Here is a 21,162-nt window from a genome sequence, read left to right as displayed (position 1 = left end):
ATGGGGGAATAACTATTTTATAAATAAAGAGGGGGTATACACCCCCTACAGTATTAAGCTAAGTGGTCGGTAAGTTCAACACCTTGGAATGCTTTAGGGCGTTTACCACGGCCAGTCCATTCAACAATTTCACCCTCAAACTCAATACGGTATTTAGGCATTACTTTTGTGCGTTTATCGTTGGCACCGTCTTGAAGATCATCAAGAGTAAGACCTTTTGCTTTTAACAGATCAAGTACTTCTTGTTTCGCTTGCTGCTGCTGCGTATATTTTGCAATCGCATCGCCAAGTAATGCCTGTGCTTTTTCTAAGTCTGATAGACTCGCTGATTTAATAAAAGCTTTAACTTCTTTCATTTTTTACTCACTAAGTTGTAAAGTTATAAATTAGATATGATTCAACTAAATTATAAGCCTATTCTTTAAAATAGGCCAAGCTGATTAAGCAGTTTTTAAGGATTTTATTTAAACTAAGATTAATCAATAAGATTAGTATAGTCATTTATTAAAGTTAAGTGGTTTATTATTCACTTTATCAGCGCTGAAAAATATACTTAACATGCTTAATTAACATAAATAGTATGTAATCGCTTTATTTTAAAACGAACGTTCATCTCAATATTTTCGCAATTACATAAATTCATTTGATCACTTTATAATACAACTACATCGACGTTATTAGCGTTTTAAACCGCCCCGCTAAACCAATATCATTAATGTTTTTTTCAAGACCAATAGAATAGGATTGCTTTTGGTCAGCCCAAGATAAACTCGTGTACACATTATCGCTATTGTCTTTAAGTACATAAAGGACCCCAGGGTTGCTATTTACATAATAATTCACCGCGTCCGCATCAATATATACGCCACTGCTTTGACTAAAACTAAACATTTTTATAATCACAGTACCAAACGTATCATTCTTGACAATCTGAGTTAACTGATCCCAACCGCTACCGGCAATAAAATTTCCGCCAACGGTTTTACTCATAACAGTAAATTCTTGTTGCAACAATATATTATCTAAAGCAACTGTGTCTCCTGCAAATTGCTCAGACAAATTAGTTTGGTCTGCGGTTGATTGCGCAGCCATGATTTCAGGTTTCAAGCTGTGCAGAAATAGTTCATGGCCATATTTTTGCTCTGCAATGACTTTATCAATATCTTTGATCTGAGATGTGTCGACTAACGCAAACCCATTCGTTTTCGTCTCTACAGCGAGCCGTATATAGTCTGTATCTTGAGCTGCATTAACTTTATCATGTTCGTGCAGTTCAATTGGCGTTTCTGTAAAAGAAAACACCTGAGCGCCCTGCTGTTGCGCTGCATGTTCTGCAAGAAAAGGATTAGAATTTAAATCGGGCTCATTAGCAAAAGCTACAACCGAGAATACAGCTATCATCGTTGCACTGAATATCACGTTACATTTTTTCATAATAGGCTCTTTATCCATAAAGAAGGCAATTAAGGGTGTTTAACTAACAATCAGTATAGTCGATTAAACACACAACTTGTACCTATATAATAAAATTATTCTTTTAATTTATATCTCGATGACGGTTATAAATAGCAGCCCTTATAGCGTGTACCTCCCCTTTTAAATTAAGCAACAACCACCTTACTTATATTTAAACAGATACAAAAAAGCCCTGTACGTGCAGGGCTTCAACCATCTGAATAATATTAGTTTAAATGCTAGGTACTAATTTAATTGCGCCCTGCTCTACTTTCATATCTAAAGGTAATTTACTTAATAGCGCAACCTTAGGATCATTCATATTTAATCTATAGACTGGGTTTACAGCTAAAAATCCGTTAATAACTTTCATTGCTTCATCATCAAGCACCGCTAGGTTTCCCTTAAAACCGCCCGCGTCGATAGTTGAATCAAGCAATTTTACATTCCGTAGAAATACCGCTTTTTTCTCACTATCATAAAATGGCGCACCTTCTATTTGCAGCTTCAGACGCACTGGGTATTTAAGTGCGAAAGCATTTATAACAGCACTCGAATCTGCACCTAATACGATTACATCACGATTATCAGGGCCGACATTCACGCTTAAATCATTCACATTAAACTGTACAGGTAACCCCATCAAGCTGACTTCTTCACTAAGTTTTGGTAATTGCTGGTTAAGTGCTGTTTCAATTTCGCTGCTAGTAAATGAATAAACAGATACGCCGTTCGTGGTGTTACAAGCAGAGAGTAATAAACAGCTAATTAATAAAATATACTTCATTGTTTTTCCTTTACTATAATATTATCGTCAAAAACCAAATAAAAACAAAAGCCGCACAACGGCGGCTTTATTTAATCTGCGGCGCCCTAGATTATTTAAATGCTAAATACCGCTTTTAAACGTCCTAGTGTGTCAGCATCAACTGAACCTTGAGCCAGAGCCAATAACTGTTTTAAGTAATAATGTAGATCAGCTTGTTCACCGCGATGCTTATCGTCAAGCATTGCAACCTGCTCAGCCATACGAGGTGCTCCCTCAGGACTGGCAACATTAGCTAGAATTTCCATTCTTAACATCAGTTGCGTAATGGTTAAATGCGTATCAGCACACCCTTGCCATTGTGCAGGTATTGCTTGCTGGTTTTCAAGCGCACTAAATAAAGCGCTAAAATCAGCCTGTGCTGCTTGTTCTGTCAGCACGGCTAATTTACCATCAATGTTAGCTAATAGCTTTTGCATGCGGTTATTTAATTCTTTGCTCCCTTCAAGCACAATTAGCTTAGTGCGTAAATCTAGTAATTGCGCTTTTTGATTAACCGCTGGTAATGCGTCTTCAAGTTCACTCAGTTGTGCTGCGATAACTGCGTTGTCGGCGGCTTGTTGCTGTTTATGCTGAGCAAACTCCTCACTGCGTTTAGCAAATGTCACATCGTTGTATTGACGGAATTTTTGCCATAATGCATTTTCAGCTTTTACACCCGCAAAGCCTATTCCCTGCCACTGCTGTTGCAGCTCTTTGAGCTGCTGACAAGCATCAGCTAAGTCTTCACTTACTGATAATTGCTGTGCTTGTTCAACGAGTGCATTTTTTGCTGCCGCGTTGCTTTTATGAAACGCATTCAACGCATTGAATACTTGCTGTTGCTGCGCTTTATATTGTGTTTGCAAAGCACGGTATACTTTTGGCTCTACATTACCCGCATTACGCCATACTTTATTGATACGATTGTATTGGCTTTCAAACTCTTTCCAATCAAACTCATCGCTCGTCGTATCAGTATCAGCCAATGATTTCATCTGAGTGATAATCGCTTCGCGTTCAAGTTTCGTCGTTTCGCGCTGTTGTTCAAGTTGCGCAAAATGTTCACGACATGGTGCAAATAATAGCTCTATCTTGTCATCAAACTCTTTACCTTGCGCCTGCTCTTGCTCGGTATCTAAACGTCCAAGCTCATTCCAACGACGGCGTAATGTTTTCACTTCGTTTGCACGCGCCTTGGCATCTGTGCAAGGTTGATTGAGCAAACTGGTAATTTCAGTTAGTAGCTCTTCACGCTTAGGGGCAGACGCATACTTTTGCCAATCACGAGCATTTTCTAACTGCTGCTCAAGATCTGCTTTGACTTTTTCAAGACTTTGCTGACTAACTGGAGTTAACGTTTCATACAGCTCAATAAAGCCTTTAAACACACCAAATGCAACATTAAAACGGCCTTGTTCAATAAGGCGCTGAACATCGCGTCCTTTGCGAGTAGCTTGTTGCTGATTTTTTGTTAATGTATCACTAATAGGTGCAACAGCTTTATTCCAGCGTTGTTGTTGCTCATTTAATTGTGCTTTAAAAGGCCCTTGTAACGGCTTAGGTAACTGAGCTAAAGATGCATTCGCCGCTTTATACGTCTGCTTAAATTGGCGATTAGCCTCATCATAATTTGCTTGGTCAATATCGTCAGTGTTGATACTGCTCAATTCTTTTAATGAAGTTTTAAAAACCCTGATCGCTTCACTAAGCTCTGGTAATTTAGCTACTTGCTTAAACAAACTTGTTAATCTGCCAGTCACTTGGTTTTTTTGCCCGCCGTCTTGCAGTTCGCTTTGTGTCAGTGTTTCCTGTGCTTGTGCAACTTTAGCTTCCAACCAATCTTGTTGTATTTGCTCTGGTGTTTCTAAGCCAACTTGTAGCGCATTTTCAATTTCATCACTTAACGCTTCTAAATTTGCCAACGCCAATAATTGTCGTTGCTGCTGAGCTAACCGTTGTTGTTGTTGCTCATGAACAGCTTGTAATTGACTAACTAACTCATTTAATTTTTCGGTTAGTACGATGTATTTATTTGCAACCGTCTCGCGTTGTTCTGGATTTAACCAGGTTAGATCAAGTGCCTGCCATTGCTGGGTTAACTCACCATATTGTTGAGTAACAAGCGCATAGTCTTGTTTTTCACGTAATGCATTAAGTTTTGCCAAAATAACACGAGTATCATTTTGTACTTTTAATGGCATTTCAATTGCTAAACGCTCATTTTCTATATGCGTCTCAAGGGTTAATTTTGCCTCATCATGTGCATGCTTAACTAAGCTTTTCACTAATTGATGGGTGATCACTTGCTCAACAAGGTGCACTTGTAGTTCGCTTGAACCTTCTTTGAACGCCTTTTCAACTAACTTAGGATTAGCCAAACGTTTTAATAGCTTCGCTCTTACTTGCAGTTCTTTTTCTGCAAATGCAAGTTTTTCAAGCGTTTTTACCGGAGCAAAACGCTCTATGTATTCGTTTTTAATGTGGCTAGATAAGTTACTTTCATCACTCAGTACGGCATTTGATATATGCTGTTCTGCTAATTCTTTTAAACTTTGATCTTGTTTATACGCCTGCCACCACAGCACTAAATCATTGACTTTATTAAGCGCTTTTTTACGGATCTCTGCTGAACTATCTTCCAGAGCTAATGCATTTAAAATCGTCGCATCACGCTCTACATCTAGCTTTTCAATTGCCTCTAAACGTACTTGTTGCTTCGGGTGCTTCCACTTCGGGGTAAAAAGGTGTTTAAAGATCATGTTCACTAAACCTTGCTATTTCGTTGTCTGCGGTAAATTCTTTTTGCAATTGTGCTTTGGTTTTTTGCACCATTTCACCATTAGAACCGATGGTGAATTGCTCATTTGTTTGCGCTACTTTTGCTTGGTAAAGCATGACTAATTGCACTGTCTGCTGCTTTTGCTCGTCACTGAGTACCGTGCCATCAGGCCACTTACCTGTTGCGGCACCATACTGGAGGCGTTCGAATAATTCTGGGGTAATTGTTTTTACGAGATTATCGATGTTCATGTCATTTTTTCTTTTTTAAAGTCACTAAAATAACGCGGTTTATTAAATACCAAATACAACCGATTGCAATGGCTGCGGAGCATGCGTACCACGATGGAGTTTCAGGTTCTGGATGTAAAAAGTATAAACTAAAGAATCCACCTAAAAATATCAGTAAAGCAAAAAAAGAATGATTCATAAACATTTGTTGTTTTTGAATGCGTTTTTCGCGCGCTAGCTGTTGACGTTGTTCATCATCAAGCTGCGCTACATTATTCTCACAGTGAGGGCACTGTTGGTGTTTATCGGATATTGACTTATTACAACTAGGACAACGAACAATTGCCATATCTTTCTCCATACTTCGCATAAAAATCTACGCATAAAAAAGGCGCCTTGCGGCGCCCTTTATTGTACGTGTTTTATTTGTCGTTGTCTTTTTTCAATTGCAGCCAATAGCTGAGATCCGAAAAACAACGAGTATCTAATTTTTACAATAACCAAAACATCTCTGATTACACCACTCAATCCTATAAGTGAGAGTCTTTTGATTGTTTTGCGAGACGCTTTTCCCAAAAAGTAGCGTTTTTGATCCCTAACTTAACAGGGTCAAATGTGATATCCCCGCCTTTTTTCTTCTGATCTTCGTAATCGCGCAAACATAATAGCGCAGGTCTAGCCACAAAGAATATTGATAAAATGCCCAATATATTTATCCAAGCCATTAAACCTACACCAATGTCACCAATACTCCAGATATAACCAGAGCTGTTTACCATGCCATATGACACCATAAACATAATCACAAATTTCACCATCACAAGCGGAATAGTACCTTTAAAATAACGATTTAAATATGCGATATTGGTTTCAGCAATATAATAATAAGCAAGTATTGTAGTAAAAGCGAAGAAGAACAATGCAATTCCAACAAATGCTTCACCAAAACCACCAAACACGCTGAATAAAGCCATTTGCGTGAAAGCAGCTGAACCAACTTCAGTTGCAGCATCAACGTTTTGTACAATAAATTGCCCTGCAGGTAATTCACCCACTACATTGTATTGCTGGGTAATTAAAATCATTAATGCTGTCGCAGTACAAACAAAAATAGTATCAACATAAACAGAAAAAGCTTGCACTAAACCTTGTTGGGCTGGGTGATCAACTTCAGCCGCTGCAGCTGCATGCGGTCCGGTACCTTGACCAGCTTCGTTAGAATAAATACCACGTTTTACACCCCAACCAATAGCGGCACCAAAACCGGCCTGTGCGGTAAACGCATCTGTTATGATTAAAGAGAAGATATCAGGTACTTTATCGATATTTAAAAATACCACGATTAAAGCTAATACTATGTAGCCTAACGCCATAAATGGCACCACAATTTGAGTAAAGTTAGCAATACGCTTAATACCACCGAAGATAATAAACGCTAAAACAATAAGAATAATTGCCAAAGCAACCAATTTAAAGCTACCAACTTCACCAAAACTCGTTGAAACCATAGTGCCATCACCAAACACTTGGGTAAACGCGTTGCCAACTGCATTGGCTTGCACGCCCGGCAGAAAAACACCACATGCAATAATTGCCGACACGGCAAATAAAATCGCCAGCCATTTTTGTTCTAAACAGCGATCAAAATAATATGCTGGGCCGCCGCGATATTGGCCATCTTCTTCTGTTTTATAAATTTGCCCTAATGTAGATTCGGCGTACGCGGTACTTGCCCCTAGAAAAGCCACTATCCACATCCAAAAAATAGCACCAGGGCCACCAAAGCCAATTGCTGCCGCTACACCGGCTATATTACCAACCCCTACTCGTCCAGATAACGACACAGCCAATGCTTGAAAAGATGAGATCCCTTTATCTGAGGTGTTAGGGCTAAATAGTAATTTGCACATTTCTTTAAAATGTCTAACTTGAGCAAATCGGGTTAATACAGAATAGAACAAGCCTGCGCCTAGGCATAAATAGATGAGTGCATTACTCCAAACAACATCATTAACAGCGCTTACAAAAGCTTCCATGGATATCCTCTATAGTTATATTTATTATTTTCTAGTTACGATACTCTGCTGTAGCTAATCAGAATGCGCGACATATGGCTATGGGAAATAAGGTAACAACATTACTACCTCCCCTGCAACTTTTTGAATATTAACTTAAACGATCTAAGTTTGTTAACACTTAATTTTCAAAACAACTACTTGTAAAACTTAATTAACCCTACGTGGTTTTATGCAGGTAACTTAAATATACGGCTCGAACAGAGCTTGGAAAAGATTTAAGTAACACATTAAACAAATATCATCGCTTTATTAGCGTCGCTAATGCCATTCATCGCGATTAAAAAAACTAAGGGCATCGATATAAATGATGCCCTTAGTACAAACGCTTTATCTTAATTTATCTACTACGTTAACAATCGCAGCCAAGGTGTCTTGGCCAAATTGATATGAACGGCGATCTGACCAGCCATAATCAGGATCTGGTAAACCATCGTTATCCTTAAATGGCATTTCAACCGTATAAGCAAGCGCTTTAAATTCTTCTGCAACAGCTGATGACCCCACCGTTAGATTGGCTTGACCTGGCTCATCTTTCGGGTAACCGTGGACATCTTGAAACTCAGGAGTCACTATGTGCAATGCCGCTTTAAAACTGTCTTCTAAGTCTTTTAAGCGTGCATCATAGCTTGGGATACCTTCACTACCGGCTACAAAGTTATATGGAATCGCTTCATCTCCGTGAATATCAAGGTGCATATCAACACCGGTCTCACGCATTTTATTTAGCACTAAATATACTTCTGGGCTATTTTCCATGCTTGGAGTTTGCCATTCACGATTTAAGTTAACTCCTTTTGCGTTAGTACGTAAATGCCCGCGAGCGCTGCCATCAGGGTTCATGTTCGGTACGATGTAAAATACCGCTTTTGATAACAATGCAGCTGCATGTGGATCTTCATCATCTAATAACTTATGTAATACACCTTCAACAAACCATTCGGCCATCGTTTCGCCAGGATGTTGACGGGCTGTTATCCAAATAGTTTTCTTATTTTCATCACTTTCGCCACCAATGCGCAGTACGCTCATATCACGGCCATCAAGTGTTTCACCTAAGGTTTCAAGCTGACAGGCTTCTTGGCTTTGTGCCCATGTGATTAGATCTAAGTGACGCTCGTAGCTATATGGTGCAAAGTAAGCAAAATAAACACAGCCACATTCTGGCTCAATCTCAAATGATAACGTGCCATCAGCATAGTTTGAAGGAACACGAAACCAGGTTTGGCGATCATATGATGCAACTGCCTGATAACCTTCCCAGCCGTCAGGATAAGCTGAATTTTCAAGGTTATTGATATGTAATTTATGGCTTTGAAAAGGTGTTGTTTCTAAACGGAAATGGAACCACTGAAAAAAATCAGATAAATGATCTTTATTGATCTCAAGCTGAATATTAAGTGGATCGGTCGCGGCAATGACCTTGATATTGCCACTGTCAAAATTACTGGTGATTTTCATTTTATTAAACCTATATATGAAAAATTAATCGCTAACTCATCGCTTGTTAGTTAGAAATTAAATAACGCCTCACTATAATGGACGCATTGTTATTAAAATGTAGCAAACTGGATACAGCCTACCACATGGCTTGGGTTTTGAAAAAACATTCATGACTAAAAAAGCCAGCGAATGCTGGCTTTTTGTAAAGATTTTTAAGCTATTACCAATTAACGTGGCAAGCTTGGGAATGAAACCTCGGCCATATCGCGCATACAACGCACAACTTGGCAGCTGTAACCAAACTCATTATCGTACCAAACATAAAGTACAATACGGTTGTCATCAACGATAGTGGCGGTTGAATCAACTACACCCGCATAACGACTGCCGACTAAATCGGTAGACACAATCTCAGTAGAGGCCGTGTAATCAATTTGGTCGCGTAACTCTGAATGCAGAGCAGCATGGCGTAAGAACGAGTTTAACTCCTCAACCGTGGTGCTGGTCGCAAGGTTTAAGTTCAAAATAGCCAGAGACACATTCGGTGTAGGTACACGGATTGCGTTACCCGTTAATTTGCCTTCAAGTTCTGGTAATGCTTTTGAAACAGCTTTAGCTGCGCCAGTCTCAGTGATCACCATATTAAGTGCTGCGGCACGGCCACGACGATCTGCTTTGTGGTAGTTATCAATCAAATTTTGGTCATTAGTGTACGAGTGAACTGTTTCAACGTGACCATTGTTAATACCAAACTTATCATTAAGTGCTTTTAATGTTGGTGTGATTGCGTTGGTAGTACAGCTTGCTGCACAAACAATTTTATCTTCCGGTTTGATATCGTGGTTATTAACACCATATACGATGTTTTTGATATTGCCTTTCGCCGGTGCTGTTAATAGTACTTTTGCAGCGCCTTTTGATTTTAAATGTAAGCCAAGGCCAGCTTCGTCTTTCCAGATCCCCGTATTATCGACGATCAATGCGTTTTCAATACCATATGCTGTGTAGTCAATTTCATCTGGAGAGTTAGCATAGATCACCTGAATGTAGCTACCATTGGCTTTTATTGCATTACGTTCTTTATCAATGGTGATTGAACCATTGAAAGGACCATGAATTGAATCACGACGTAATAGGCTAGCACGCTTTTCAAGGTCGCCGTCTTTACCACCACGAACAACGATTGCACGTAAGCGTAAATCCGCATAAGGACCTGATTTTTCAATTAACAAACGCGCTAGTAAACGACCGATACGACCAAAACCATATAACACTACATCGCGTGGCTCTTTGGCTTGTGAGTTTACAATTTCAGCTAACTCGTCGTTTAAATACTCTTCGATAGAACGACCATTTGCAACATCGTTAAATAAATAACCATAAGCCAGTTTACCAATATCGATACGGGCAGAGTTTAAATCCATTTTGCTAATAGCTTCTAAAAACGGAAAGCTTTCGCGTAAACGTAGTTTAGTACCTTCAAACTGTGCCACTGTTTTGTGAGATTTGATGATATCAATTGTACTGGCATTGACGAGAGGACGGCCATATACCGCGATTTCAATACCACGATTACGATAAAGCTTACCAATGATAGGTTGCATGCTTTCTGCGTAATCTTGGCGTTCTTGCCAACTATTTGTGTATTCTAACTCGTGAGATGAGGTCATTTTATTTACCTAATTAAACAATTTTTGAACGGATAGCCATAAGACGTATTGAATTTTGAGAGCAACACGCCTCAGTGGGCTTCGCTATTCTAATTTAAACTAACTTTATTCTCCACTGTTAGAGATCAATTCATTACGCTAGAATAACAAGGTAATTATTAAGGTGAGGTTAAGGGATGTTACTAAGAGCAAGTGTTTTACTGAGTTTGTTGGCATTAACTGGGTGTGAAGAACCGTTGACACTTGCAAAGGTGTGTAAAGAAACCCCAGGTTTATGTAATGATTTAAATACCGATAGTCACTGTAAAGCACAGCGTGCTGATGTGATCATGGCGCGTTACCATGAATACAAACAACCGACTGACGATAACAAATATTTATTATTAAAGGGTTTTGAAAAATACGATAGATGCGTATCGCTGGCGGCAAAAATTGAGCATATCAAGTTAAAAGAAAAAACCACCTCCCGCGTTGAAGCGCATTTAACCAGTATCAAGGAAATGACACGGTTATTTCAAGATACCAAAAATACTAACCACCCTGGGTTGTTGTATTATCACTGGTCACGCAATAATGACCAATCAGCCCTGACTAAATTACTTGCGCTTGAAAACGATCCTAGTGTCACTGAGGACGCTGAAATCCAGTTTTTCTTAGCCAGCTACTATATTAAGTTTGATGAAGATAAGACCATAGACTTACTGTATAAAACGTTAGAGCTAAACAAAGCTGAGCAAACTCCAAACCCCGAAATATTCACCACATTGACCAGTTTGTTTTATAAGCAGGAAAAATATAAGCATGCCTATACTTTTGCAAAAATTGCGCAGCTTTCTGGGATAACCAATGTTGAAATATTCCCAATTGAACAGCAGCTAACAGCAACAGGAAAAAGTCTCAGCGGATTAGATACCCTCGCACAGCAAACCTACGACAGTATTCAAGCTGGGCAGTTTGTTTCACCACGGGATTTTTAATCGCGTTCAAACTTAGTTTATAGAAAAGAAAAAGGCAGCTGACGCTGCCTTTTTTAATTTATTTGCTCGTACCAACTTCAACACGAGTTTTGAGCTTTTGACCAGGTCGAAAGGTGACGACGCGTCGTGCCGAAATAGGGATATCTTCCCCAGTTTTCGGGTTACGGCCAGGCCTTTCTTTCTTGTCACGAAGATCAAAGTTACCAAATCCAGAGAGCTTAACCTGCTCGCCTTTTTCAAGCGCTGAGCGGATTTCTTCAAAAAACGCTTCAACTAAATCTTTGGCATCCTTTTTATTGATCCCCAATTTTTCAAATAGGTGTTCAGCTATGTCGGCTTTAGTAAGCGCCATATCTAGTCCCTCAACGATGCATTAAACTGTTCGGCCAGTGCGGCCACCACGTTATCAACTACTAGATTGATATCTTTCTCTTCGAGTGTTCTATCAACCGCTTGCAGTGTTAGAGCAATCGCCAAACTCTTATAATTTGGCTCAATACCTTTGCCCTTATACACATCGAATAAGTTTAGGTCAACCAATTGATTTCCGCCAACTTTTTCTATCACTGATAAAATGTCGCCAGATTTCACCTGATCTTCCACTAAAATAGCGATGTCGCGGCGGTTTGAAGGGAACTTCGAAACCCCTACAGCCTCTGGTAAATTTCTTTTTTCAATGGCTGTCATTTCAATTTCAAACACGTAAGTCGCATTATTGATATCTAACGATTTTTGTACTTGAGGATGAATAGCACCAAAGAAACCGACCTTTTTACCTTCAACATAAATCACCGCAGATTGGCCCGGATGTAAGCCATCTGATTGCTCTGCTTTGATTTCAAAACGCGTTATATCATTGGTTAATGAAAGTAATGCTTCAACGTCACCTTTTAAGTCATAAAAATCAACGGTGCGCTTTTCTTCAACCCAATGTTCACCATGTGCCAGACCAGTAATAGCACCACCGATAACTGCAACTTGGTTTACGCCATTCTCTGCGTTTTCATCACGTAGAAATTTAAGGCCATGCTCAAATAAACGAATACGTGGCTGCTGGCGGTTTTGGTTATACATTACTGATGCAAGTAAACCTGGCATAAGGCTCACACGCATTGCCGACATTTCAATCGAAATTGGATGTGGCAAAATAAGCGCGTCACTGTCTGGGTGTAAAATAGCCTGTGCTTTAGGATCAACAAAGCTGTAAGTGATCGCTTCTTGATAACCACGAGTCACTAACGTATTGCGAAATTTGCTCACTGCAATATTGGCTTCGTTATGAGTGGTCATTTTTAATTTAGCAGTCGGAGCTACGTTTGGAATACTGTTGTAACCATATACGCGAGCAACTTCTTCAATTAGATCTTCTTCGATACGAATATCAAAACGGTAGCTTGGTACATCTGCACTCCACACACCATCGACAATTTTCACATCAAGCCCTAAACGGGTTAAAATGTCGGTTACTTTCGCATCTTCAATATGATGACCAATAACACGGTCTAAACGCGCACGACGAAGACGCACTTCAGTGACCTTAGGAAGCTTATCTTTTGCAACAGCTTCAACTACAGGGCCTGCTTGACCGCCTACAATCTCAAGTAACAACGCAGTTGCACGTTCTATTGCATCATGTTGCAGCGCAAAATCCACACCACGTTCATAACGATGCGATGCATCTGTGTGTAAACCATAGCTACGGGCTTGCCCTGCGATAGCAACTGGATTAAAAAACGCACTTTCTAATAGAATATCCGTTGTTTGCTCGGTAACGCCTGATTGCTCACCGCCAAAGATACCGGCAATCGCCAGCGCTTTGTTATGGTCGGCTATTACTAAGGTAGATTCATTCAACTTAGCAGTATTACCATCTAGTAATACCAGCTCTTCACCAGCATGGGCGCTACGTACTTTGATACCGCCTTCAATCGCATTTAAATCAAAAGCATGCATTGGATGGCCAAGTTCAAGTAACACATAGTTAGTTACATCAACCACAGGGTCAATTGCGCGCACGCCACTACGACGAAGCTTCTCAACCATCCAAAGTGGTGTTGTGGCGTCAAGGTTGATGCCTTTGATCACACGCCCTAAATAACGTGGGCAGGCTTCATCGTTTACTAGTTCAATTGATACTTTATCATCAATAGTTGCTGCAACCGCTGGTATCTCTAGGGCTTTAACATCAATACTGTTAAGTACGCCCACTTCACGAGCGATGCCTTTAATACCTAAACAGTCACCACGATTCGGGGTTAAATCAACATCAATAATGTTGTCATCAAGGCTTAAGTATTCACGTAAGTCTGTGCCCACTGGTGCATCAAGTGGCAACTCCATGATACCGTCGCCTTCTTCGCTAATACCCAGCTCCACGAATGCACACAGCATGCCGTGAGACGGTTGACCACGTAGTTTGGCTTTTTTAATTTTAAAATCGCCCGGTAATACAGCGCCAACCATAGCTACTGCAACTTTGATACCTAAACGGCAATTTGGCGCACCACATACAATATCTAATAGCTCATCGCCACCGACATTGATTTTAGTTACACGTAGTTTATCTGCATCAGGATGCTGACCACATTCAACTACTTCACCGACAACAACGCCAGAGAATTCTGCAGCAGCGGGCTCTACACCATCTACCTCAAGGCCGGCCATCGATAACTGTTCCGAAAGAGCCTGCGTGTCAATTGCAGGATTAACCCACTCTCTTAACCACTTTTCACTAAATTTCATGTTATTTCTTCACTCTTAACGGAACTGATTAAGGAATTTCAAATCGTTTTCGAAAAACGCACGTAAGTCATTTACACCATAACGCAGCATGGTTAAACGCTCTACACCCATACCAAAGGCAAAACCAGTGTATTTTTCTGGATCAATTCCCACTGATTTAAGCACGTTAGGGTGCACCATTCCGCAACCTAATACTTCTAACCATTTTCCGTCTTTACCCATCACATCAACTTCCGCTGAAGGCTCTGTAAATGGGAAAAATGAAGGACGGAAACGAATTTCCATATCTTCTTCAAAAAAGTTACGCAAGAAATCGTGCAAAATACCTTTAAGCTCAGTAAAGCTTACATCAGTATCAACCATCAACCCTTCAACCTGATGGAACATCGGCGTATGTGTTTGGTCGTAATCGTTACGGTATACACGCCCTGGAGAAATAATACGCAGCGGCGGTTGCTCAGCTTCCATGGTGCGAATTTGCACACCACTGGTTTGCGTACGCAACACCAGTTTTGGATTAAAGTAAAAGGTATCGTGATCAGCACGCGCTGGGTGATGCTCAGGAATATTTAGCGCGTCGAAGTTATGAAAATCATCTTCTACTTCTGGGCCAGATTTAACCGCAAAACCTAATTCGCCAAAAAAGCTCTCAATCCGCTCAATGGTACGCGTCACTGGGTGTAAACCACCTGTTGGCATAACACGACCGGGTAATGTTACATCGATTGTTTCAGCGGCTAATTTCTCTTCAAGGGCTTTGCTTGCTAATAATTCGCGCTTGTCGTTAATCGCAACTTGTACATCTTGCTTAGCTTGGTTAATTACTTGGCCTGCTTCTTTGCGTTCTTCAGGGGCAATTTTACCAAGGGTTTTTAATAGATTCGTGATTTCGCCTTTTTTACCAAGGTAGTTAACCCTGATATCTTCAAGCTGCGCGATTTCACTGGCACTGGCGACCGCCTCAAGTGCTTGCGCTAATATATTTTCTAAGTTCATTCGATACCTGATCTGTCACAGAAGGTGATTTAAGTAATAGCTAATGATAACTGAAAGCAATGGCTAGATTCCAGACCTTATACCAATCTTATTGAATTCTTTCCCATTCTGGTTAAGTAAAATGGGAAGTTAGACGATTTTGTAGAGAAAACTAGAGTTTTAGAGTGGATTTTATGAAAGGAATTGTCAATTTACGTTGTGCAGCCATCGATGCATGGTCAAGTTTATCAAGCACATCAAGTAGCGCACGCATATCACGACTCAAACGCGTTAATAAAAAGCGCGCACATTCATCACTGAGCTCTAAGCCGCGCATATTGGCACGCTTTACTAAGGCTTCGGCTTTGTCATCATCACTCATAGAACGGATTTGAAATGTCGTACCCCATTTTAATCGTGACTCAAGATCCGGCAGGCTAATATTTAGCATGTCTGGTAACAGATCCGCTGTCACTACCAAGCACTTACCCGGTTCGTTAAAACGGTTAAAAAAATTAAACAACGCTTTTTCCCACGCATCGTTACCTGCTACTAAATGCACGTCATCAATACACAGCACATCAAGGGCATCTAAGCCATCGAGCACCATAGGACCAAAATCAATCACTTCGCGCATTGATAGCAGCATAGTTGATAAACCATGCTCTTGAGCATGAATACAGGTTGCATACAGTAAATGCGATTTACCTGAATCCCCTAAACCACACAAATAAGTATATTGAAAAGTGGTTGCTAAACTTTTAAAGGCATTTTTTAAATGACTCACTTCCAGTGAATTTTCACCACCAAAATAAGAGGCAAACGTTTCATCATCCGGTAACGTCACCGGCAATGCCATTTGCACCGGCTCCATTGCCGGCATTACAAACCAACCCATTGATATTCTAAATCGTCTTGCGCTGTCACAGGATAAAACGCACGAGGGTCAACAAAGGGTTGAAAAGCGCGGTCGAGCTCTAAGGCTTTTTGTAAATCATGCATACTGCCAGTATGATTTATCGCAAAACTAACCATATCAGCGGTACGAGAACGAATTGTCACTTGGGTAACCACGCTTAAGCTCTGTAGCTGACGTTTAGCAAGCTCTATATCGACAAAGTTAGTGGTGCCTTTTAATTTAAACACCGCTTGGGCAAGCTGCGTTGTAGAATTTGGATCAACCGCATATTCATTGGCTAAGCCTGCCGCTAAACTGTCAATCATTAAGGCTATGGCTTGTTGTTTATCACCGGTTACTCTGTTTGCTTCAAACAGCTCATCGTTAGTAAAACGCCAATCCAACAGCCAAACCTCACTGTCAGGTTGTTTGTATAAACGCGCGGTAATACTGCGCTCTGCACTATAGCGGCTTGATGCCTGCTCGACTGGCGTAGAGAAATTTCCCCACACTTCAGGTATTCCCACTAATGCACGGTCTTGTAAATCAAGTAATGGCACCACGACAGGCAAACCACGTCGCGCTGCGGTGCTATAAATTAGTTGCTCTAACTGCGGATAGCTTTCTTGGGTAACAAGTTCGCGACGCCAGTTATCTTCAATGGCAAGCCAAATAGCCACCAGCGGACGACGCGTCCCCCACAATGGTAAATTAAGTTCTTTGACGAGTGCGTTGATTTTGTTTGCTTCAAATTTAACCACGAGGTTAAGCTGACCATTGGCTTTTTCGTCGTATTCAAATTTGAGCATGTAATCTGATATATCTTTACTACGTCGCTGAGCCGTTGGGTTTTTGTCAGCATTTGGATCGCCACTGACCTTAACCAGTACATTTAGCAACGCTTCGCGGCTGGCGCTGAGTCGAGCATCGCGAGATTTGTCAGATACTTTTAATACGTCCTGATATAGATCAGTAACTTCAACCGCAGTTGCAGTGAAACTTAGGAAAATGGTGGTAATAGCAATAAATAATCTAGACACAGGGCATTAGTTCTTGGTTTTAAACTGATTTGATCCTAATTCAAAGCACCCAACAAAGCAAAAATATATTTGTTAAAACCCAATTACAAATAAGTGTTTGTAATCAATACACAGAAGATCACAGCGGCATCCTCTATAGGGATCGTAATTAGCTTACGAATAAGCGATAAACCGGAGCTTTATCGCGGGTGCTAACAATCTCATAATTGCGCTTAACTATCCCAAATTGGTTTCTAACGCTTTCGAAAACCATTACTATTGCGCATTCTATTGCAGCAACTAACGGATGCTTACATGCTCGACTTCGCAGTGCTGGGGGTATTTATACCCACCTTCTTTTTTGTCTCTATTACACCTGGGATGTGTATGACTTTAGCCATGACCTTAGGAATGAGTATTGGCGTGCGCAGAACTATGTGGATGATGATTGGCGAATTACTTGGCGTTGCTATTGTGGCTGTTGCAGCAGTCGCAGGGGTGGCAAGTATTATGCTCAACTACCCGACACTATTTAACGTATTAAAATGGCTCGGTGCAGGTTATTTAGTCTACATTGGCATTTCAATGTGGCGAGCAAAAGCAACCATCAAATTAGGCGCAGACAGTAAATTAAAAGTATCTCGCCAAGCGCTATTCTCACAAGGCTTTATCACCGCGATTGCCAACCCTAAAGGCTGGGCGTTTATGATTTCCCTGCTACCGCCGTTTATAAATATTGACTACGCGATTGCGCCACAATTGAGTATGTTAGTCGCCATCATTATGCTCAGCGAATTCACTTGCATGATGCTCTATGCCACTGGCGGTAAAAGTTTACGGCTGTTTTTAAACCAAGGTGACAATATCAAGTGGATGAACCGCATCGCTGGTAGTTTGATGGTCGCGGTTGGTATTTGGTTAGCAGTTAGTTAGCGGCCAACTAAGCACAAGACTCACGCGCAATATTCACGACTGAATATTGCGCGCTAAATTTATATCTCTTTTACATCAGCGTTTAATCGCTATTAAACAGCACCTTTTTCATACTGCTCTTTTAAGGCAACCACTCGCTCACGCAATTCATCTGCAGTGACTGCATTAGCAGCAATAGGCTCGCCAGCAGTCACAGCGACCAGCGACCATTTCAGTCGTGGAAGTCGCCATTTTGCTTTACGACTAAACATGCTGCCCCATAACCCGCCTAGATGGACAGGTATAACGGCCACCGGTGAACGCTGTATAATACGTTCAATACCACGGCGGAAAATATCAATCGAACCATCGCCAGTTAGCCTCCCTTCAGGGAAAATACCCACTAACTCACCGTTATCTAATGCTTTAGCAACCTCATCAAATGCTTCTTGAAACGCCTGCGGATTAGATTTTTCACTGTCAATTGGGATAGCTTTGGCCATTTTAAATAACCAATGCAACGCGGGAGAATAATAAATGGGGGCAAATACCATAAATCGAATAGGCCTTGGTGATGCCGCTAAAATAAACATCCAATCAACAAAGCTGACGTGATTACTCACCAATACTGCTGCGCCTTCACTAGGAATATTATGATCCCCTTTGGTACGCACTCTATACATACAAATGGTCAATAAATAAACAACAAAGCGTAAGAAGAACTCTGGCACCTTGGTATAAATATACACAGAGATCAGTAAATTCAATCCTGCCAGTAACAAGAATAACTGTGGGATCGTCCATGCAAATATAGATAGCGTTACAATACTTAACACCGCACTGGCGACCATAAACAACGCATTTAACACATTATTAGCGGCGATGATGCGTGAACGGCTTGATTCGACGGTGCGTTGTTGGATCAAAGCGTACAATGGCACAGTATAAAAACCAGAGGCAATGCCAATGCCGGCCATCCAAATAAAATGCCAATACATGTCACCAGTATGCAGTATTTGTGAAAGTGTAAATAATTCTTCGCTTGGTAGCTGGTAAAAGCTCATTGCAGGCTCTTGGCTCAGTAAGTACAAAAATAATGTGATCAACAACGCGCCAAATGGCACAATACCTAATTCTATCCGCGAGCGAGACAACTTTTCACACAACAGCGAGCCTATTGCGATGCTCAATGAAAATACCACCAAAGCGCTGGTGACGACCAGCTCATCGCCAACCATGACATATTTCACATAATTTGGTAGCGCCGTTAAAATAATCGCCCCTATAAACCAAAACCAACTGATACCAAGTACCGACTTTCCGACCGACTCAGTTTGTGAATTAAGTACCCTAAATAGGCTTTTGGTGGATGAGAAAATATTAAAAGTAAACACTAAATTAGGATCATTCGCGGCACTGATTGGAATAGAGCGACTACTCAAATAACCAATAATCGCCAGGCTTATAATTGCCACACAGATGACCGTTGGCCCCACTGTTTGGGTAATGTAATACGTGCCAAACGTTGTGCCAATCAATATAGCCACAAATGTCGCAGATTCAACAAGGCCATTGGCTTTGGTTAATTCATCTGCTGCCACGTGTTGCGGTAAAATTGAATATTTTAGCGGGCCAAAAAAGGTGCTTTGTAACCCTGTTAAGAATACCGTGGTTAACATCAACCAAACAGATTGCGTTGAAATGGCCACAGCGCCTACTAGCATAATCGGAATTTCGGCAAGTTTTACGGTGCGAATTAATTTTGACTTTTCCTTTTTTTCAGCAATTTGTCCCGCCATCCCTGAAAATAAAAAGAACGGTAGAATAAATAAGCCTGCCGCTAAGTTAGCATAAAAAGCGCCATCGGCAACATTTGCCGTTTGAAAAATCAATAACAGTAGCACCGCTTGTTTATAAATATTATCATTTAACGCAGAGAAAAACTGGGTGACAAAAAGCGGTAGAAAGCGCTTACTCTTTAGTAAAGCACGCTGATGTTTTTTATTATCTTGCATTGTGATCCTTACAAATTAACCAAACTGGTGAAAAAGAGACTCCAGCTACTAAAAATAGATTACCCAGTTATTGGATAAATTACGATCAAACTTTTACCACCAAGGTATAAAAACAAAAAACCTGCATAACAGACGTTAATGCAGGTTTTAAATTAATGCGCTTCTAAGAGCTAATTTTGACTAACCACTCGTCGGCCACTAAATGCATGCATTAATGTCATGCCATCGAGCAAATCAAGTTCGCCACCGACCGGAATACCATGGGCTATCCGCGATGCATCAACTTTATAACGGTGACAAAGCTGGGCAATATAATGCGCTGTAGTTTCCCCTTCAACTGTAGGGTTGGTCGCTAATATAACCTCGTTTATCCCACCTTGTTGCAACTTACTTTCAAGAATATCAAGGCCAATTTCATTTGGACCAATACCATCGATAGGTGATAAATGTCCCATCAATACAAAGTACAAACCTTTATACTGGCCAGTTTGTTCAATCGCCAACACATCGGTAGGTGATTCAACCACACATAAAATTCCGCTATCTTGGCGTTTGGGGCTTAAACAGATTTCACACTGCGGCTGCTCTGCAAAAGTACGACACGATTGACAGTGTCCTATTGCAGTCATCGCCTTGATAAGTGCATTACCAAGTTGAGTGCCCCCTTTACGGTCGCGCTCAAGCAGATGAAACGCGATGCGCTGCGCTGACTTTGGGCCTATGCCGGGCTGACAGCGTAGTGCTTCGATCAGCTGGTTTAAACTCTCTGAAAGTTGCATGTTTTATCTTAAAACGGCATTTTCATACCTGGTGGTAATTGCATACCGCCAGTTACTTTACCCATACGCTCTTGTGTTTCTTCTGCTACACGGCGTACTGCGTCATTACACGCAGCGGCAAGTAAGTCTTCAATAAGGTCTTTTTCGTCTTCCATCAAACTTTCGTCAAGTTCAACACGGCGAACATTGTGGTTACCAAGCATGGTTACTTTAACTAAACCAGCACCGGCTTCACCAACCACTTCTAAGTGAGCAATTTCGTCTTGGGCTTTTTGCATGCGCTCTTGCATTTGCTGCGCTTGCTTCATCATGTTACCCATTCCACCTTTAAACATAACTTTCTCTCTTTCTATTTCTAATTGCCATGAAGATAAGGGCTATTGCA

General features: G+C 40.8%; 19 protein-coding genes. 2 read left to right on the top strand and 17 right to left on the bottom strand.

Features of this window, described 5'->3' with window-relative positions; genetic code table 11:
- Positions 1-53 precede the first annotated feature (53 nt).
- The 9 genes from H5200_RS12820 to H5200_RS12780 form a co-directional block, all read right to left on the bottom strand.
- A complete protein-coding gene (locus H5200_RS12820) occupies positions 54-356 on the bottom strand; it encodes an H-NS family nucleoid-associated regulatory protein (RefSeq protein ID WP_149982916.1) in 303 nt (100 codons plus the stop codon).
- Positions 357-663: 307 nt separating this feature from the next.
- Positions 664-1,434, bottom strand: coding sequence for a hypothetical protein (locus H5200_RS12815; protein WP_182740008.1), 771 nt, complete (start codon positions 1,432-1,434; stop codon positions 664-666).
- Between the two features lie 253 nt (positions 1,435-1,687).
- Positions 1,688-2,242, bottom strand: coding sequence for a DUF1439 domain-containing protein (locus H5200_RS12810; RefSeq protein WP_182717938.1), 555 nt, complete (start codon positions 2,240-2,242; stop codon positions 1,688-1,690).
- 95 nt (positions 2,243-2,337) lie between these two features.
- Positions 2,338-5,022 (bottom strand): DUF349 domain-containing protein, encoded by a 2,685-nt coding sequence (locus H5200_RS12805; RefSeq protein WP_182740009.1) that lies wholly within the window; start codon positions 5,020-5,022, stop codon positions 2,338-2,340.
- A complete protein-coding gene (locus H5200_RS12800) occupies positions 5,012-5,293 on the bottom strand; it encodes a YeaC family protein (RefSeq protein WP_016707757.1) in 282 nt (93 codons plus the stop codon). Before H5200_RS12800 ends, H5200_RS12805 begins: the two co-directional genes overlap by 11 nt.
- Before the next feature lies 1 nt (position 5,294).
- Positions 5,295-5,621, bottom strand: a complete 327-nt coding sequence (locus H5200_RS12795) for a hypothetical protein (protein WP_149982912.1) — start codon at positions 5,619-5,621, stop codon at positions 5,295-5,297.
- A 181-nt stretch (positions 5,622-5,802) separates the two neighbouring features.
- Positions 5,803-7,308: a sodium:alanine symporter family protein gene (locus H5200_RS12790; RefSeq protein ID WP_182761623.1), complete on the bottom strand. Its 1,506-nt coding sequence runs from the start codon at positions 7,306-7,308 to the stop codon at positions 5,803-5,805.
- Between the two features lie 369 nt (positions 7,309-7,677).
- Positions 7,678-8,808 (bottom strand): carboxypeptidase family protein, encoded by a 1,131-nt coding sequence (locus H5200_RS12785; protein ID WP_149982910.1) that lies wholly within the window; start codon positions 8,806-8,808, stop codon positions 7,678-7,680.
- Between the two features lie 209 nt (positions 8,809-9,017).
- The gene (locus H5200_RS12780) at positions 9,018-10,460 is read right to left on the bottom strand and encodes a glyceraldehyde-3-phosphate dehydrogenase (protein WP_145241596.1); all 1,443 of its coding nucleotides are present in this window, start codon (positions 10,458-10,460) and stop codon (positions 9,018-9,020) included.
- 176 nt (positions 10,461-10,636) lie between these two features.
- On the opposite strand from H5200_RS12780, the gene H5200_RS12775 reads away from it, so the two are divergent.
- Positions 10,637-11,437, top strand: coding sequence for a DUF2989 domain-containing protein (locus tag H5200_RS12775; RefSeq protein ID WP_149982909.1), 801 nt, complete (start codon positions 10,637-10,639; stop codon positions 11,435-11,437).
- A 58-nt stretch (positions 11,438-11,495) separates the two neighbouring features.
- Here H5200_RS12775 and ihfA read toward each other — a convergent pair whose 3' ends face one another.
- The 5 genes from ihfA to H5200_RS12750 form a co-directional block, all read right to left on the bottom strand.
- The gene (ihfA, locus tag H5200_RS12770) at positions 11,496-11,789 is read right to left on the bottom strand and encodes an integration host factor subunit alpha (RefSeq protein ID WP_016707763.1); all 294 of its coding nucleotides are present in this window, start codon (positions 11,787-11,789) and stop codon (positions 11,496-11,498) included.
- A 2-nt stretch (positions 11,790-11,791) separates the two neighbouring features.
- On the bottom strand, positions 11,792-14,179 hold the full coding sequence (gene pheT / locus H5200_RS12765) for a phenylalanine--tRNA ligase subunit beta (RefSeq protein WP_182717934.1): 2,388 nt from the start codon (positions 14,177-14,179) through the stop codon (positions 11,792-11,794).
- Between the two features lie 15 nt (positions 14,180-14,194).
- Positions 14,195-15,175: a phenylalanine--tRNA ligase subunit alpha gene (pheS, locus tag H5200_RS12760; protein WP_145241591.1), complete on the bottom strand. Its 981-nt coding sequence runs from the start codon at positions 15,173-15,175 to the stop codon at positions 14,195-14,197.
- Between the two features lie 151 nt (positions 15,176-15,326).
- The gene (gene hda, locus H5200_RS12755; RefSeq protein ID WP_179959227.1) at positions 15,327-16,037 is read right to left on the bottom strand and encodes a DnaA inactivator Hda; all 711 of its coding nucleotides are present in this window, start codon (positions 16,035-16,037) and stop codon (positions 15,327-15,329) included.
- Positions 16,037-17,092 carry a DUF2066 domain-containing protein gene (locus H5200_RS12750; protein ID WP_182717933.1) on the bottom strand — a complete coding sequence of 352 codons (1,056 nt, stop codon included), beginning with the start codon at positions 17,090-17,092 and terminating at the stop codon, positions 16,037-16,039. Before H5200_RS12750 ends, hda begins: the two co-directional genes overlap by 1 nt.
- 294 nt (positions 17,093-17,386) lie before the next feature.
- Here H5200_RS12750 and H5200_RS12745 point away from each other — a divergent pair, with 294 nt between their 5' ends.
- Positions 17,387-18,004, top strand: a complete 618-nt coding sequence (locus H5200_RS12745) for a LysE family translocator (RefSeq protein ID WP_182740013.1) — start codon at positions 17,387-17,389, stop codon at positions 18,002-18,004.
- A gap of 92 nt (positions 18,005-18,096) precedes the next feature.
- Here H5200_RS12745 and H5200_RS12740 read toward each other — a convergent pair whose 3' ends face one another.
- From H5200_RS12740 to H5200_RS12730, 3 genes are all read right to left on the bottom strand, one after another.
- Positions 18,097-19,998 carry an MFS transporter gene (locus H5200_RS12740; protein WP_182761622.1) on the bottom strand — a complete coding sequence of 634 codons (1,902 nt, stop codon included), beginning with the start codon at positions 19,996-19,998 and terminating at the stop codon, positions 18,097-18,099.
- A gap of 170 nt (positions 19,999-20,168) precedes the next feature.
- Entirely contained in the window at positions 20,169-20,777 is a 609-nt protein-coding gene (gene recR, locus H5200_RS12735; protein ID WP_149982904.1) for a recombination mediator RecR, read from the bottom strand.
- 8 nt (positions 20,778-20,785) lie between these two features.
- Positions 20,786-21,112, bottom strand: a complete 327-nt coding sequence (locus H5200_RS12730) for a YbaB/EbfC family nucleoid-associated protein (protein WP_149982903.1) — start codon at positions 21,110-21,112, stop codon at positions 20,786-20,788.
- Positions 21,113-21,162 lie beyond the last annotated feature (50 nt).

It is taken from the genome of Pseudoalteromonas sp. SG43-7 (assembly GCF_014164295.1).
Taxonomy (GTDB): Bacteria; Pseudomonadota; Gammaproteobacteria; order Enterobacterales; family Alteromonadaceae; genus Pseudoalteromonas; species Pseudoalteromonas rhizosphaerae.
This window is presented reverse-complemented; position numbering and strand designations above follow the sequence as displayed.

Coding starts and splice junctions, on each gene's coding strand:
- H5200_RS12730 (WP_149982903.1), bottom strand. CDS start 21,112: ATGTTTAAAGGTGGAATGGGTAACATGATGAAGCAAGCGCAGCAAATG.
- H5200_RS12740 (WP_182761622.1), bottom strand. CDS start 19,998: ATGCAAGATAATAAAAAACATCAGCGTGCTTTACTAAAGAGTAAGCGC.
- hda (WP_179959227.1), bottom strand. CDS start 16,037: ATGCCGGCAATGGAGCCGGTGCAAATGGCATTGCCGGTGACGTTACCG.
- H5200_RS12775 (WP_149982909.1), top strand. CDS start 10,637: ATGTTACTAAGAGCAAGTGTTTTACTGAGTTTGTTGGCATTAACTGGG.
- H5200_RS12805 (WP_182740009.1), bottom strand. CDS start 5,022: ATGATCTTTAAACACCTTTTTACCCCGAAGTGGAAGCACCCGAAGCAA.
- H5200_RS12780 (WP_145241596.1), bottom strand. CDS start 10,460: ATGACCTCATCTCACGAGTTAGAATACACAAATAGTTGGCAAGAACGC.
- H5200_RS12800 (WP_016707757.1), bottom strand. CDS start 5,293: ATGAACATCGATAATCTCGTAAAAACAATTACCCCAGAATTATTCGAA.
- H5200_RS12790 (WP_182761623.1), bottom strand. CDS start 7,308: ATGGAAGCTTTTGTAAGCGCTGTTAATGATGTTGTTTGGAGTAATGCA.
- H5200_RS12745 (WP_182740013.1), top strand. CDS start 17,387: ATGCTCGACTTCGCAGTGCTGGGGGTATTTATACCCACCTTCTTTTTT.
- recR (WP_149982904.1), bottom strand. CDS start 20,777: ATGCAACTTTCAGAGAGTTTAAACCAGCTGATCGAAGCACTACGCTGT.
- H5200_RS12820 (WP_149982916.1), bottom strand. CDS start 356: ATGAAAGAAGTTAAAGCTTTTATTAAATCAGCGAGTCTATCAGACTTA.
- pheS (WP_145241591.1), bottom strand. CDS start 15,175: ATGAACTTAGAAAATATATTAGCGCAAGCACTTGAGGCGGTCGCCAGT.
- H5200_RS12815 (WP_182740008.1), bottom strand. CDS start 1,434: ATGAAAAAATGTAACGTGATATTCAGTGCAACGATGATAGCTGTATTC.
- pheT (WP_182717934.1), bottom strand. CDS start 14,179: ATGAAATTTAGTGAAAAGTGGTTAAGAGAGTGGGTTAATCCTGCAATT.
- H5200_RS12785 (WP_149982910.1), bottom strand. CDS start 8,808: ATGAAAATCACCAGTAATTTTGACAGTGGCAATATCAAGGTCATTGCC.
- ihfA (WP_016707763.1), bottom strand. CDS start 11,789: ATGGCGCTTACTAAAGCCGACATAGCTGAACACCTATTTGAAAAATTG.
- H5200_RS12810 (WP_182717938.1), bottom strand. CDS start 2,242: ATGAAGTATATTTTATTAATTAGCTGTTTATTACTCTCTGCTTGTAAC.
- H5200_RS12795 (WP_149982912.1), bottom strand. CDS start 5,621: ATGGCAATTGTTCGTTGTCCTAGTTGTAATAAGTCAATATCCGATAAA.